Annotated in this window: 12 protein-coding genes; all 12 read right to left on the bottom strand. The window is 63.3% G+C overall.

Annotated elements, in window-relative coordinates:
• Positions 1-151: 151 nt before the first annotated feature.
• Complete coding sequence (kdsA, locus tag ABIB24_RS24965) at positions 152-997, bottom strand: 3-deoxy-8-phosphooctulonate synthase (RefSeq protein ID WP_354317468.1); 846 nt, start codon at positions 995-997, stop codon at positions 152-154.
• A 3-nt stretch (positions 998-1000) separates the two neighbouring features.
• A complete protein-coding gene (pyrG, locus tag ABIB24_RS24960; RefSeq protein ID WP_025337984.1) occupies positions 1001-2629 on the bottom strand; it encodes a CTP synthase in 1629 nt (542 codons plus the stop codon).
• Positions 2630-2898: 269 nt separating this feature from the next.
• Positions 2899-4182 (bottom strand): tRNA lysidine(34) synthetase TilS, encoded by a 1284-nt coding sequence (gene tilS, locus ABIB24_RS24955; RefSeq protein ID WP_354317466.1) that lies wholly within the window; start codon positions 4180-4182, stop codon positions 2899-2901.
• A gap of 139 nt (positions 4183-4321) precedes the next feature.
• Positions 4322-5269 carry an acetyl-CoA carboxylase carboxyl transferase subunit alpha gene (gene accA / locus ABIB24_RS24950; protein WP_046616627.1) on the bottom strand — a complete coding sequence of 316 codons (948 nt, stop codon included), beginning with the start codon at positions 5267-5269 and terminating at the stop codon, positions 4322-4324.
• 106 nt (positions 5270-5375) lie between these two features.
• Positions 5376-8900: a DNA polymerase III subunit alpha gene (gene dnaE / locus ABIB24_RS24945; RefSeq protein WP_354317464.1), complete on the bottom strand. Its 3525-nt coding sequence runs from the start codon at positions 8898-8900 to the stop codon at positions 5376-5378.
• 175 nt (positions 8901-9075) lie between these two features.
• Positions 9076-9699, bottom strand: a complete 624-nt coding sequence (rnhB, locus tag ABIB24_RS24940) for a ribonuclease HII (protein WP_013971261.1) — start codon at positions 9697-9699, stop codon at positions 9076-9078.
• A gap of 1 nt (position 9700) precedes the next feature.
• On the bottom strand, positions 9701-10828 hold the full coding sequence (lpxB, locus tag ABIB24_RS24935) for a lipid-A-disaccharide synthase (RefSeq protein WP_137163169.1): 1128 nt from the start codon (positions 10826-10828) through the stop codon (positions 9701-9703).
• Position 10829: 1 nt separating this feature from the next.
• Positions 10830-11606, bottom strand: a complete 777-nt coding sequence (lpxA, locus tag ABIB24_RS24930) for an acyl-ACP--UDP-N-acetylglucosamine O-acyltransferase (protein ID WP_025337980.1) — start codon at positions 11604-11606, stop codon at positions 10830-10832.
• The gene (gene fabZ / locus ABIB24_RS24925) at positions 11603-12043 is read right to left on the bottom strand and encodes a 3-hydroxyacyl-ACP dehydratase FabZ (RefSeq protein WP_004375427.1); all 441 of its coding nucleotides are present in this window, start codon (positions 12041-12043) and stop codon (positions 11603-11605) included. The genes lpxA and fabZ overlap by 4 nt, the downstream gene beginning before the upstream one ends.
• 114 nt (positions 12044-12157) lie before the next feature.
• Positions 12158-13213, bottom strand: coding sequence for a UDP-3-O-(3-hydroxymyristoyl)glucosamine N-acyltransferase (lpxD, locus tag ABIB24_RS24920; RefSeq protein WP_013971258.1), 1056 nt, complete (start codon positions 13211-13213; stop codon positions 12158-12160).
• A gap of 1 nt (position 13214) precedes the next feature.
• Positions 13215-13718 carry an OmpH/Skp family outer membrane protein gene (locus ABIB24_RS24915; RefSeq protein WP_015269197.1) on the bottom strand — a complete coding sequence of 168 codons (504 nt, stop codon included), beginning with the start codon at positions 13716-13718 and terminating at the stop codon, positions 13215-13217.
• A 44-nt stretch (positions 13719-13762) separates the two neighbouring features.
• Positions 13763-14851 (bottom strand): outer membrane protein assembly factor BamA (gene bamA, locus ABIB24_RS24910; RefSeq protein WP_354317460.1); only part of this gene is annotated, 1089 nt, incomplete at its 5' end.

The raw sequence follows: 14851 nt of genomic DNA, 5'->3' as shown, positions 1-14851 counted from the left end.
TTGTAAGCACTCCAGAATTGACGAAAACAACTTAGCTTAGGAAATTCTTGCCGTTCACCGGGCGGACTTGCAGTGGGCAGGCCGGGTGAAGGGAACCCCTGACCGACTGGTCAGGGGTGGATCGGACGGTACTTTACCCGAGAATCGAGCTTTACGCGGTTTCTACCGTCGGAAAACTTTTCACCAGGTCGTCCAGTTGCTTGAGCTGGGCCAGGAACGGCTCCAGTTTGTCCAGGCGCAGGGCGCATGGGCCATCGCACTTGGCGTTGTCCGGATCGGGGTGGGCTTCGAGGAAGAGCCCGGCCAGGCCCTGGCTCATGCCGGCCTTGGCCAGGTCGGTGACCTGGGCGCGGCGACCACCGGCGGAATCGGCGCGACCACCCGGCATCTGCAGGGCGTGGGTCACATCGAAGAACACCGGGTACTCGAACTGCTTCATGATGCCGAAGCCGAGCATGTCCACCACCAGGTTGTTGTAGCCGAAGCTCGAACCACGCTCGCAGAGGATCAACTGGTCGTTACCGGCCTCCTCGCACTTGGTCAGGATGTGCTTCATTTCCTGGGGTGCGAGGAACTGGGCCTTCTTGATGTTGATCACCGCGCCGGTCTTGGCCATGGCCACCACCAGGTCGGTCTGCCGCGACAGGAAGGCCGGCAGCTGGATGATGTCGCACACCTTGGCTACAGGCTCGGCCTGGTAAGGCTCGTGCACGTCGGTGATGACCGGCACGTTGAAGGCGCGCTTGATCTCTTCGAAGATCTTCAGCCCCTCTTCCATGCCCGGGCCACGGTACGAGGTTACCGACGAACGGTTGGCCTTGTCGAAGCTGGCCTTGAACACGTACGGGATACCGAGCTTCTCGGTCACCCGCACGTACTCCTCGCAGACCTTCATTGCCAGGTCACGGGACTCCAGGACGTTCATGCCGCCGAACAGGACGAACGGCTTGTCGTTGGCGATCTCGATGTTACCGACGCGAATGATCTTCTGGGTCATTGATCAGGCCTTGTTCTTCTGAGCCAGGGCTGCCTTGACGAAGCCGCTGAACAGCGGGTGGCCGTCACGCGGGGTCGAGGTGAATTCCGGGTGGAACTGGCAGGCGACGAACCATGGGTGGTCCTTGGACTCGACCACTTCCACCAGCGCACCATCTTCGGAACGGCCGGAAACCACCAGGCCGGCGTCGACCAGTTGTGGCAGCAGGTTGTTGTTCACTTCGTAGCGGTGACGGTGACGCTCGGTGATCACGTCCTTGCCGTAGCAGTCGTGCACCTTGGAGCCGGCGGCCAGCTGGCAGTCCTGTGCACCCAGGCGCATGGTGCCACCCAGGTCGGAGGCTTCGCTGCGGGTTTCGACGGCACCGGTGGCATCGGCCCACTCGGTGATCAGGCCGACGACCGGGTGGCCGCTGTTGCGGTCGAACTCGGTGGAGTTGGCGTCTTTCCAGCCCATCACGTTACGGGCGAATTCGATCACGGCAACCTGCATGCCCAGGCAGATACCCAGGTACGGCACCTTGTTTTCACGGGCGTATTGCACCGCGGTGATCTTGCCTTCCACGCCGCGCAGGCCGAAACCGCCCGGTACCAGAATGGCATCGGCGCCTTCGAGCAGGCTGGTGCCCTGGTTCTCGATGTCTTCCGAGTCGATGTAGCGCAGGTTGACCTTGGTGCGGTTGGTGATGCCGGCGTGGCTCATCGCTTCGATCAGCGACTTGTACGCATCCAGCAGCTCCATGTACTTGCCGACCATGGCGATGGTCACTTCGTGCTCGGGGTTGAGCTTGGCATCGACCACCTTGTCCCACTCGGACAGGTCGGCGCCATTGCACTGCAGGCCGAAACGCTCGACGACGAAGTCGTCCAGGCCCTGTGCGTGCAGCACGCCCGGGATCTTGTAGATGGTGTCGACGTCTTCCAGCGAAATCACCGCACGCTCTTCAACGTTGGTGAACAGCGCGATCTTGCGACGCGACGAAGCATCGACCGGGTGGTCGGAGCGGCAGATCAGCACGTCAGGCTGCAGGCCGATGGAGCGCAGCTCCTTGACCGAGTGCTGGGTCGGCTTGGTCTTGGTCTCGCCAGCGGTGGCGATGTACGGGACCAGGGTCAGGTGCATCAGCATGGCGCGCTTGGAGCCCACTTCGACGCGCAGCTGGCGGATGGCCTCGAGGAACGGCTGCGACTCGATGTCACCCACGGTACCGCCGATTTCCACCAGGGCCACGTCGGCATCGCCGGCGCCCTTGATGATGCGACGCTTGATTTCGTCGGTGATGTGCGGGATGACCTGGATGGTCGCGCCCAGGTAGTCACCACGACGCTCCTTGCGCAGTACGTGCTCGTAGATGCGGCCGGTGGTGAAGTTGTTGTTCTGGGTCATGGTGGTGCGGATGAACCGCTCGTAGTGGCCCAGGTCGAGGTCGGTCTCGGCGCCATCGTGGGTGACGAATACTTCACCGTGCTGGAACGGGCTCATGGTGCCCGGATCGACGTTGATGTACGGATCCAGCTTGAGCATGGTGACCTTCAGGCCCCGCGCTTCCAGGATGGCCGCCAGGGAAGCCGAGGCAATGCCTTTCCCCAATGAAGAAACAACACCGCCCGTGACGAATATGTAGCGCGTCATGAAAAACCCTAGAAGTCTGCGTTAAGGCGGCCAGCGCCGCCGGAGAAAGCGAAGGAAGGCCGAAGCCCCCGATCACCTGCGTCAATCACAGTGCATCTCGAAAAACTGCCGCGTCTGTACAGACCAGGGGTATCCCCGGCATGGAGCTCGCTCGTCATTTCCAGAATCAGCCCAGCAAAAAACTGCTTGGTAATCGGCAACTCCTGTGTTTTCGCGGAACCCACAGAAGCTGTATCAAGAAGGGAGGGTAGTCTACCCGAATGTACCCTTCAGCTCAAACCTTGCGCGTTCGTCGGCAACTGCCAGGACAGCTGGCAATCAGCCTGCACCAGCCCGGGCAGGTTGGCTACCGCCAGCAGGCGCTCGCCCTGGTACAGCAGTGGCAAGCGCGGGCGCAGGAAAAGCGGCACCTGCAGCTCGTTGAGCAGGCGCTTGAGGTCGCGTCGGCCGCGGCCGGGGAGGTCAAGCACTTCACCGCCCTGACGGTAGGCAATGCGCAAGCCGTGCAGCGGCGCTGCGCCAACAAGACGCACACTGCCGTTACCCGGCAACGGCAAGGGCTTGGCGGGATCGGCCCAGGCCAGTTCGCCGACGGGCAGCTGCAGCCAGTCACCGCTCAACCACCAGATGCGCCCATGACTGCGCAGCAGTTGCCCATCGGCAAGCTGCCAGGCGGGCTGGGCATCGGCGGCGGCATCGCGCAGGTCGGCCCAGCCGGCCCAGTGCCGGGTGTCGGGCAGGCGGGTACGGCGGCTCAGCCAGTATTGCAGGGCATTGCGCTGACGGGCCGGCGACAGCGCCACCAGAGTAGCCAGGTCGAGGGAGTCCAGCCCCGGCCAAGCCACCGGCGCGCCCTCCCCGGCGAGCGCCAGGTCGTCCTGGGCCAGTTCGTCCAGCAGCCCTTGGGCTTCGCCCAGGTGCTCGGCGGCGCGGGCCAGGTTCTGGCTGGCCTGCGGCCAACGTTGCTGAAGCAGCGGAAACACTTCGCTGCGCAGGTAGTTGCGGGCAAATTGTGTGTCAGCGTTTGACGGATCTTCGATCCAGGCCAGCCCATTGGCCTGAGCATGGTCCTGCAGTTGCTGGCGGGAACAGCCCAGCAATGGCCTGACCAGGCTGCCCTGCCCTAGCGCCCGCTGCCCCGGCATTGCAGCCAGGCCACGCAGGCCTGCGCCGCGCAGCAGGCGGAACAGCAGGGTTTCGGCCTGGTCGTCGCGGTGCTGGCCGGTGAACAGGATGTCACCCGGGCCGAGGGCTTGCCTGAAGGCAGCATAGCGGGCGTCGCGGGCGGCTTGCTCGAGGCTGGCGCCGGGGGTGACCTGGACGTGGATGACCTGGAGTTCGATGCCGAGATTGTCGCAGACGGTTTGGCAGTGAGCGGGCCAGGCATCGGCGGCGGGTTGCAGGCCGTGGTGGACGTGGATGGCGCGCAGTGGAGGGGATGCGTGATTGCGGGCGTAGTCGGCCAGCAGGTGCAGGAGGACGGTGGAATCGAGGCCGCCGGAGAAGGCGATGTACCAGGTGGGGGCGTTGAGCCAGGGGGTGAGGTTGATCATTGGGGCCTCACATGGCTTGAGATTGCCGGGGGCGCTGCGCACCCCTTTCGCGACACAAGGCCGCTCCTACAGGATTACGCAATCCCCTGTAGGAGCGGCCTTGTGTCGCGAAAGGGCCGCATAGCGGCCCCAGGGTGTCTCAGAGACCGTAGCTCATCAGGCGATCGTAACGGCGGGCCAGCAGCGCGTCATGGTCGAGCTTGCCGAGCATGTCCAGCTGCTGTACCAGGTCGGCACGGATGCTTTCCGACATCTTCGCCGGGTCACGGTGAGCGCCGCCCAGCGGCTCCTGGATGACCTTGTCGACGATGTTCAGGCTCTTCAGGCGCTCGGCAGTGATGCCCATGGCCTCAGCTGCGTCGGCTGCCTTGTCGGCAGTCTTCCACAGGATCGAGGCACAGCCTTCCGGCGAGATCACCGAGTAGGTGGAGTACTGCAGCATGTTCAACTGGTCGCACACGCCGATGGCCAGCGCACCGCCGGAACCACCCTCACCGATCACGGTGGCGATGATCGGGGTTTTCAGGCGCGCCATCACGCGCAGGTTCCAGGCGATGGCCTCGCTCTGGTTGCGCTCTTCGGCGTCGATGCCCGGGTAGGCGCCCGGGGTGTCGATGAAGGTCAGGATCGGCATCTTGAAGCGCTCGGCCATTTCCATCAGGCGGCAGGCCTTGCGGTAGCCTTCAGGGCGCGGCATGCCGAAGTTGCGGCGAACCTTCTCGCGCACTTCACGGCCCTTCTGGTGGCCGATGACCATGACCGGCTTGCCGTCCAGGCGCGCGGTTCCACCGACGATGGCAGCGTCGTCGGCGAAGTGGCGGTCGCCGTGCAGCTCTTCGAACTCGGTGAAGATGTGCTCCAGGTAGTCCAGGGTGTAAGGACGACGCGGATGACGGGCCAGGCGGGCGATCTGCCAGCTGGTCAGGTTGCCGAAGATGCTTTCGGTCAGGGTGTTGCTCTTGTCTTGCAGACGGGCAATTTCATCGCTGATGTTCAGCGAGTTGTCGTTGCCTACCAGGCGCAGGCCTTCGATCTTGGCTTGCAGGTCGGCAATCGGCTGTTCGAAATCGAGAAAATTCGGGTTCATAGTCATCCGTCTTGGGTCTACGGCCAGGCGGCCGGCCGGTTGATCCGTTTGGCGCCCTACCTTAAGGGATCAGGCGCATTCAGGTCGAGATTAAATTTTTGTCGGTTCAACGATATTGCAGGAAGACGTTCTCACGCCCGAACTGGTCACGCAGCGCCTGAATCAGCCCATCGGCCGGGTCGATCGCCCACTGCTCGCCGAACTGCAGCATGGCCTTGGCGTCGCTGCCGGTGTACTCGAGGGTGATCGGGCAAGCGCCGCGATGGCGGGTAATCAGCTCGCCCAGCCACTTCAGCCGGTCGCCCTTGAGCGCTTCGTGTGCCACCTTCAGGCGCAGGCTCTCGGCCAGCTTGGTGCGCGCATCCTCCATGGTCATCACCTGCTTCACCCGCAGGCGCAGGCCACCAGAGAAATCGTCGTTGCTGACCTCGCCTTCGACCACCACCATGGCATCGGTCTGCAGCAAGGACTGTGCCGCCATGAAGGCGTCGGCAAACAGCGACGCCTCGATGCGCCCGGAGCGGTCGTCCAGGGTGACGAAGCCCATCTTGTCGCCCTTCTTGTTCTTCATCACCCGCAGGGCAATGATCATGCCGGCGATGGTCTGGGTTTCGCGTGACGGCTTGAGGTCGATGATGCGCTGGCGGGCGAAGCGGCGGATCTCGGTCTCGTACTCGTCGATCGGGTGGCCGGTGAGGTACAGGCCGAGGGTGTCCTTCTCGCCCTTCAGGCGTTCCTTGAGGGTCAGTTCGCGCACCTTGCGGTGGTTGGCGTAGACGTCGGCATCCGCCGCTTCGAACATGCCGCCGAACAGGTCGACGTGGCCACTGTCGGCGGTGTGGGCGGCCTGCTCGGCAGCCTTGATGGCCTCGCCCAGCGCCGAGAGCAAGGTTGCACGGTTGATGTCGATGTTGACGTGGTAGGCCTTGATCTCGTCATGGAAATGCGGGCCCAGGCGGTCCAGCGCGCCACTGCGGATCAGCGCGTCGAGGGTACGCTTGTTGACCCGCTTGAGGTCGATGCGCTCACAGAAATCGAACAGGTCCTTGAACGGGCCACCCTGGGCGCGGGCCTCGACGATCGCCTCCACCGGGCCTTCGCCGACGCCCTTGATGGCGCCCAGGCCGTAGACGATGCGCCCGTCATTGTTGACGGTGAACTTGAAGTCGGAGAAGTTCACGTCCGGCGCGTCGAGGCGCAGCTTCATGCTGCGCACTTCCTCGACCAGCACCACCACCTTGTCGGTGTTGTGCATATCCGCCGACAACACCGCAGCCATGAATGGCGCCGGGTAGTGGGTTTTCAGCCAGGCGGTCTGGTACGACACCAGGCCATAGGCGGCGGAGTGGGATTTGTTGAAGCCGTAGCCGGCGAACTTCTCTACCAGGTCGAAAATGTTACCCGCAAGATCCGCATCGATATTGTTGGCCACGCAGCCTTCGATGAAACCACCGCGCTGCTTGGCCATTTCCTCGGGCTTTTTCTTACCCATCGCACGGCGCAGCATGTCGGCGCCGCCGAGGGTATAGCCAGCCATGACCTGGGCGATCTGCATCACCTGCTCCTGGTACAGGATGATGCCGTAGGTCGGTGCCAGTACCGGTTTCAGGCCCTCGTACTGGTAGTCGGAGTGCGGGTAAGCCAGCTCGGCGCGACCGTGCTTGCGGTTGATGAAGTCGTCCACCATGCCCGATTGCAGCGGGCCCGGGCGGAACAGTGCCACCAGTGCGATCAGGTCTTCCAGACAGTCGGGCTTGAGCTTCTTGATCAGCTCCTTCATGCCACGCGATTCAAGCTGGAACACCGCCGTGGTTTCGGCCTTCTGCAACAGCTCGTAGGTCTTGCGGTCGTCCAGCGGGATGAAGTCGATGTTGACGTCGGGCAGGTTCTTCTTGGCCTGCTCGCGGTTGATGATCTCCATCGCCCACTTGATGATGGTCAGGGTCCGCAGGCCGAGGAAGTCGAACTTCACCAGGCCGGCAGCCTCGACGTCATCCTTGTCGAACTGGGTTACCAGGCCGCCGCCCTCTTCGTCACAGGCGATCGGCGAGAAGTCGGTGAGCTTGGTCGGGGCGATGACCACACCACCGGCGTGCTTGCCGGTACCGCGCGTCACGCCCTCGAGCTTCAGGGCCATGTCCCAGATCTCGCGGGCGTCTTCGTCGCCCTTGAGGAAGTCACGCAGGATCTCTTCCTGCTCGTAGGCCTTCTCCAGGGTCATGCCCACTTCGAAGGGGATCATCTTCGACAGACGGTCGGCCAGGCCGTAGGACTTGCCCTGTACCCGCGCCACGTCTCGCACCACCGCCTTCGCCGCCATGGTACCGAAGGTGATGATCTGGCTGACCGCGTTGCGGCCATAGGCTTCGGCCACGTAGTCGATCACCCGGTCACGGCCATCCATGCAGAAGTCGACGTCGAAGTCGGGCATGGAAATACGTTCAGGGTTGAGGAAGCGCTCGAACAGCAGGTCGTAGGCCAGCGGGTCGAGGTCGGTGATCTTCAGCACGTACGCCACCAGCGAGCCGGCACCCGATCCTCGGCCCGGGCCAACCGGTACGTCGTTGTTCTTGGCCCACTTGATGAAGTCCATGACGATCAGGAAGTAACCGGGGAAGCCCATCTGGATGATGATGTCCAGTTCGAACTTCAGGCGGTCCAGGTAGACCTGGCGCTTCTCTTCGTAATTGGGTGTGGTCTCTTTCGGCCACAGCACCGCCAGGCGCTCTTCCAGGCCTTCGTGGGACACATGCCGCAGGTAGTCATCGATGCCCATGCCGTTGGGCGTGGGGAAGTCGGGCAGGAAGTACTTGCCCAGCTGCACCTGGATGTTGCAGCGCTTGGCGATCTCGACAGTGTTGGCGATGGCATCGGGCAGGTCGCTGAACAGCTCGGCCATTTCCTCGGCCGACTTCAGATACTGCTGGTCGCTGTACATCCTTGGCCGACGCGGGTCGTCGAGGGTCCACCCCTCACCGATGCATACGCGGGTTTCGTGGGCATCGAAGTCCGATTGCTTGATGAAACGCACGTCGTTGGTTGCGACCAGCGGAGCGCCGAACTTGTCGGCCAACGCCACGGCGGCGTGCACGTACTCCTCGTCGCGGGCGCGGTTGGTGCGCTGCACTTCGACATAGAAGCGCTCGGGGAACATGCCCATCCAGTCTTGCAGCAGGGCCTCGGCTTCATCGTCCTTGCCGGCCAGCAAGGCCATGCCGATATCGCCTTCCTTGCCTGCGGAAAGGGCGATCAGGCCCTCGCTGGCGGGGGCGATCCATTCACGCTGGAGGATGACCAGGCCGTTGCGCTGGCCGTCGGTCCAGCCGCGCGAGATCAGCTCGGTGAGGTTGCGGTAGCCCTTGGGGTTCATGGCCAGGAAGCAGATACGCGACAGCGGTGCTTCCGGGTCGGCAGCGGCCAGCCACAGGTCGGCGCCGCAGATCGGCTTGATGCCGGCGCCCATGGCGGTCTTGTAGAACTTGACCAGCGAGCACATGTTGCTCTGGTCGGTGATCGCCACTGCCGGCATGTTCATCCCGGCCAGCGCCTTGGCCAGCGGCTTGATCCGCACCAGGCCGTCGACCAGCGAGAATTCGGAGTGGACGCGCAGGTGAACGAAGGGAACCGACATGGAAGATCCTGTAGCAGTGCTGAACGACAAGGGCGGGATTGTAGCTTAAATGGGGATGTTTTTTTGGGGCTGCTTCGCAGCCCTGTCGCGACACAAGGCCGCTCCTACAGAAGTTACGCGATCGCCTGTAGGAGCGGCCTTGTGTCGCGATCGGGCCGCAAGGCGGCCCCAGAGCTCAGATAAGGGAGTCGGTGACGCCTTCACGTGCATCCCACGCGGCCCGCACCGGGGCAAAGGAGCGCCGATGGATGGGCGTAGGCCCCAAGCGTGCCAGCGCCTCGAGGTGCACCGGGGTCGGGTAGCCCTTGTGCCCGCCAATGCCATAACCCGGGTAGATCAGCTCGAATGCGCTCATTTCCCGGTCACGGGTCACCTTGGCCAGGATCGACGCCGCCGCGATGGCCGGCACCTGGCTGTCGCCCTTGACTACCGGCGACGCCGGTACGGCGAGTTTCGGGCAGCGGTTGCCGTCGATCAGGGCCAGCTTCGGTGTAATGTGCAGGCCTTCCACGGCGCGCTGCATGGCCAGCATGGTCGCATGCAGGATGTTCAGGCGGTCGATTTCCTCGACCTCGGCGCGGGCGATGCAGAAGCTCAGGGCCTTTTCGCAGATCTCGTCGAACAGCGCCTCGCGCTTGGCTTCGGTGAGTTTCTTCGAATCGTTCAGGCCGAGGATCGGGCGCGCCGGGTCGAGGATCACCGCCGCGGTCACCACCGCGCCGCACAGCGGGCCACGGCCCACTTCGTCGACGCCGGCGACCAGGTCTTCGACCAGGTTGAAGTCCAGTCCAATTTGCATGTCAGCGGTCCTTGAGCAAGGCCAGTACCGCCTCGGCCGCCTGGTTGGAGGCGTCACGGCGCAGGGTGCGGTGAATTTCGTCGAAACTTTCGGTCTGCTGGCTGCCATCGGCCACCAGCGGCGCCAGGGTATTGGCCAGGGCTTCGCTGGTGGCGCCATCCTGCAGCAACTCGGGTACCAGCACGCGCTGGGCCAGCAGGTTCGGCAACGACACGTAGGGGCTCTTTACCAGGCGCTTGAGGATCCAGTAGGTCAGGGGCGCCAGGCGATAGGCCACCACCATCGGTCGCTTGTACAGCAGTGCTTCGAGGGTGGCGGTACCCGAGGCGATCAGCACCGCGTCACAGGCCGCCAGGGCCTGGTGCGACTGGCCATCGAGCAGGGTCAGCGGCAGCTGGCGCCCTTCGAGCATCTGCTCGACCTGGGCGCGACGTGCGGCATTGGCGCAGGGCAGCACGAAACGCACGCCCGGTACCTGCTGGCGCAGCCGTTCGGCAGCATCCAGGAACAGTGCGCCCAGCCGCCCTACTTCGCCGCCCCGGCTGCCCGGCATCAACGCGACCACCGGCCCTTCGCCCAGGCCCAGCGCGGCACGTGCGGCAGGGCGGTCGGCTTCGAGCGGGATGGTGTCGGCCAACGGGTGGCCGACGAAGCGCACCGGTACGCCCTGCTCTTCATAGAACCGCGCCTCGAATGGCAACAGCGTCAGCATCAGGTCGCAGCCTTCGCGAATCTTCAGCACACGCTTCTGCCGCCAGGCCCAGACCGACGGGCTGACGTAGTGCACGGTCTTGATCCCGGCCTGACGCAGTTTCAGTTCGATGTTGAGGGTGAAGTCGGGGGCATCGATGCCGATGAACACATCGGGCTTTTCGCCGATCAGGGTCTCGATCAGCAGCTTGCGGCGCTTGAGCAACTCGCGCAGGCGCCCCAGAACTTCGACCAGGCCCATGACGGCCAGGCGTTCCATGGGGAAATAGGATTGCAGGCCTTCGGCTTCCATCAAGGGGCCGCCAACGCCGATGAACCGTACGTCGGGGTGGCGCGCCTTGATGGCACGCATCAAGCCGGAACCGAGAATGTCGCCGCTGGCCTCACCTGCGACCAAGGCTACGCAAAGCTGGGCCATGTCAGCGGGTGATGCCGCGGGCGGAGTTCACGATCGACTGACGGAACAGATCGACCTCAGGGTGCTTCGCAGCCAGTTCGTCCAGCTCCTTGAGCGCGTCTTCGACGGTCAGGCCCTGGCGATAGACGATCTTGTAGCAACGGCGCAGCACATGGATCACCTCGTCGCTGAAACCCCGGCGGCGCATGCCTTCGAAGTTCATGCTGCGGGCTTCGGCCGGGCTGCCGAACACGGTGACGAAGGCCGGGACATCCTTGCCGATCGCCGTGCCCATGCCGGAAAACGCGTGGGCACCGATATGGCAGTACTGGTGCACCAGGGTGTAGCCGGACAGGATCGCCCAGTCCCCCACGTGTACATGGCCGGCCAGGGCCGTGTTGTTGACCAGGATGCAGTGGTTGCCGATGACGCTGTCGTGGCCGATGTGGGCATAGGCCATGATCAGGTTGTGGTCGCCCACGGTGGTTTCCGCACGGTCCTGGACGGTGCCGCGGTGAATGGTCACCCCTTCGCGGATCACATTGTGATCGCCGATCACCAGGCGCGTCGGCTCACCCTTGTACTTGAGGTCCGGGGTGTCTTCGCCGATCGAGGAAAACTGAAAGATACGGTTGTGCTTGCCGATGCGGGTCGGCCCTTTGAGCACAACATGCGGGCCGATAACGGTGCCCTCCCCGATTTCCACATCGGGGCCAACGATCGACCAGGGGCCGACCTCGACACCATCGGCCAGCTTGGCCGACGGGTCGATAATGGCCCGAGGATCAATCGAATTCATAGGGAGCGTTCCGCGCAGGTGATTTCTGCCGAGCAAACCGGCTTGCCGTCGACCAGGGCGCGGCACTCGAATTTCCAGATCATGCTCTTGCGGCTGAGGAACTTGGCTTCCAGCACCAACTGGTCACCCGGCAGTACCGGCTGACGGAAACGCAGCTTGTCGGAGCCGACGAAGTAGTACAGGGTGCCATCGGCCGGCTTGGCGTCGAGCATCTTGAAACCGAGGATACCCGCGGCCTGTGCCATGGCTTCGATGATCAGGACGCCCGGCATGATCGGGTGAGCCGGGAAATGGCCGTTGAAGAACGGCTCGTTGATGCTGACATTCTTGTAGGCACGAATGCTCTGGGCCTCGTAGTCCAGCTCCGTCACGCGGTCCACCAGCAGGAACGGGTAACGGTGAGGCAGGTATTCGCGAATCTCGTTGATGTCCATCATTTCGGGGGGGAAGCCTGTAATAAGAATAGGGAGCGCAGGTGCTGACCACACGCTCCTTTTGCAGTCCAAAGAGGAGCCAGCTAGCGACTGTTCACTCTTGCTCAGGGAATGGTATCAGCCTTCTGATGTCGGCTGGCCACCTGAGGTCACGGTATCGACGCGTTTTTCCAGCTGCTGGAGACGCTTGGCCATGTCGTCCAGGTGGCGGATACGCGCGGCGCTCTTGCGCCATTCAGCCAGTGGCTGCATGGCAGTGCCGGAAGAATAGGCACCCGGTTCGGTGATCGAACGGGTCACCATGGTCATCCCGGACACGAAAACGTTATCACAGACATCGATATGACCCACCATGCCGACACCTCCGGCAATGGTGCAATGCTTGCCGATGCGCGTGCTGCCGGAAATTCCGACGCAGGCGGCCATGGCCGTGTGCTCACCGATCTGCACGTTGTGGGCGATCTGGATCTGGTTGTCGAGCTTGACCCCATCAGCGATCCGCGTATCCGACAGCGCGCCACGATCGACCGCGGTGTTGACACCGATTTCCACGTCGTCGCCGATGGTCACGCCACCGATCTGGGCGATCTTGCGCCACACGCCCTTCTCGTTGGCAAAGCCGAAGCCTTCACCGCCGATCACCGCACCCGACTGGATGACCACACGCTTGCCGATGGTCACATCATGGTACAGGGTGACCCGTGGGGCCAGCCAGCCGCCCTCTCCGATCACGCAACGGGCACCGACCACGCAGTGTGCACCCACGCTGACATTGGCCGCGATGCGCGCACCGCTTTCGATGACCGCGAACGGCCCGATGCTGGCACTGGCGTCCACCTGCGCGTCCTCGGCCACCACGGCGCTGGGATGAATACCCGCCACAGCCTTGGGTTTGGGGTCGAACAGGTGGGAAATGCGCGCGTAGGCCAGGTACGGATCGGCGACGATCAGCGCATTGCCGGCAAAGCCTTCGGCGTCCGCCGCCTTGAGCAGCACCGCGGCCGCCTGGCTGCTATCCAGGAATTTGCGGTACTGCGGGTTGGCGAGGAAGCTCAACTGACCTGGGCCAGCCTCCTGCAAGGTGGCCAGCCCGGTAATCTGCAGCGCCTCGGGCCCCTTGAGGGTGGCGCCGAGGGCCTCGGCCAACTGGCCTAGCGTCATGGTCACGGTCATATCAACGGGCTTGGTTCATGCGCTCGATGACCTGGCGGGTGATGTCGTACTGAGGCTTGACATCGATGACCGCGCCACGTTCGAGGACCAGATCGTAACCGCCTTTCTTGATCACTTCCTCGACAGCGCCATCCAGCTTCGGCTTCAGCTGCTTGAGCATGTCGCGGTCAGCAACGGCCTTGGCTTCGTTCAGTTCCTTGGACTGGAACTGGAAGTCACGGGCCTTCTGCTTGAACTCGAGCTCCAGGCGCTCGCGCTCCTGCTGCTGCATCTTGTCGCCGCCCTTGATCAGACGGTCCTGGATGCCCTTGGCGCTGCTTTCCAGGCTTTTCAGCTTGGTCAGTTGCGGACCGAACTTCTTCTCGGCATCCACCGCGTATTTCTTGGCGGCATCCGACTCCAGCAGGGCCATCTGATAGTTCAGGACGGCAACCTTCATTTCGGCGAAAGCCGGGGTGGCGACCAGCGCCGCGGCCACTACGGCCAGTTGGGTCAACTTACGCACGATGCACTCCTGGATAAACCGTTGTCATTAAGCGAGGGCCGACCTCAGAAGGTCTGGCCCAGAGAGAATTGGAACACCTGGGTGTCGGCATCGTCCGGCTTCTTGACCGGCATTGCCAGGCTGAAGCTCAGCGGGCCCAGTGCGGTGATCCAGGTCACGCCCAGGCCGACCGAACTGGCCATGCCCGAGAAACCGACCTTCTCGCAATCCGGCTGGTTGCCGCAATTGGTGTCGAACACGTTACCCACGTCCCAGAACACGGAGGTGCGCAGCGAACGCTGGTCCTTGACGAACGGCAGCGGGAACAGCAGCTCGACACCACCTTGTACCAGCACGTTGCCACCAAACGGCAACGGATCCTGGTCCGGGTCGGCGATGGTGCCTGGCTTGCCACCGTTGGCCTCGCCGCGGCTTGGGGTACTGCGTGGGCCCAGGCTGCTGTCCTTGAAGCCACGGACGGAGTTGAAGCCACCCGCGAAGTAGTTCTCGTAGAACGGCAGGCCAGAGGTGCTGCCATAACCGTCACCATAACCCAGCTCGGTGTGCAGGCGCAGGGTGTAGTCGTTGGTGATCGGCTTGAACAGCTGGCCGCGGTAGTCGAGCTTGAAGAACGACAGGTCGCTGCCCGGAATGGTGGATTCCAGGGTCAGGCTCTGGGAGTGACCACGGGTTGCCAGCACACCTTTGTTCAGGGTCGACTCGGACCAGCCGATCGAGGCCTTGAAGTTCAGGAAGTTGTCGCCTTCCTCTTCGAGGAAATCGAAGATCTCGTCAACGGTGTACTTGCCGGTCTTGATCTTGTCCTGCTGCACGCTCAGGCCATAGGTCAGGCGCGATGTCTCGCTGATCGGGTAACCGAGGCTGACGCCCGCACCGTAGCTGTCCACCGCGTAGCTGGCCACGTCGACGTCGAGGTCGTCGTAGTCGGTGCTGCGGTAGAAGGCGTTGTAGCCCAGGCTCACGCCATCGGCAGTGAAGTAGGGGTCAACGAAGCCGAAGTTGTAGCGGGTCTGGTATTCCGAACGGGTCAGGCCGATCGACACCTTGTTACCGGTACCGAGGAAGTTGCTCTGGCTGATCGAGCCACCGAGGATCAGGCCGGCGCTCTGGGCGAAACCGACGCTGGCGGTGAT

The sequence above is a fragment of the Pseudomonas sp. UYEF17 genome (assembly GCF_040546125.1).
Lineage (GTDB): Bacteria > Pseudomonadota > Gammaproteobacteria > Pseudomonadales > Pseudomonadaceae > Aquipseudomonas > Aquipseudomonas putida_Z.
This window is presented reverse-complemented; position numbering and strand designations above follow the sequence as displayed.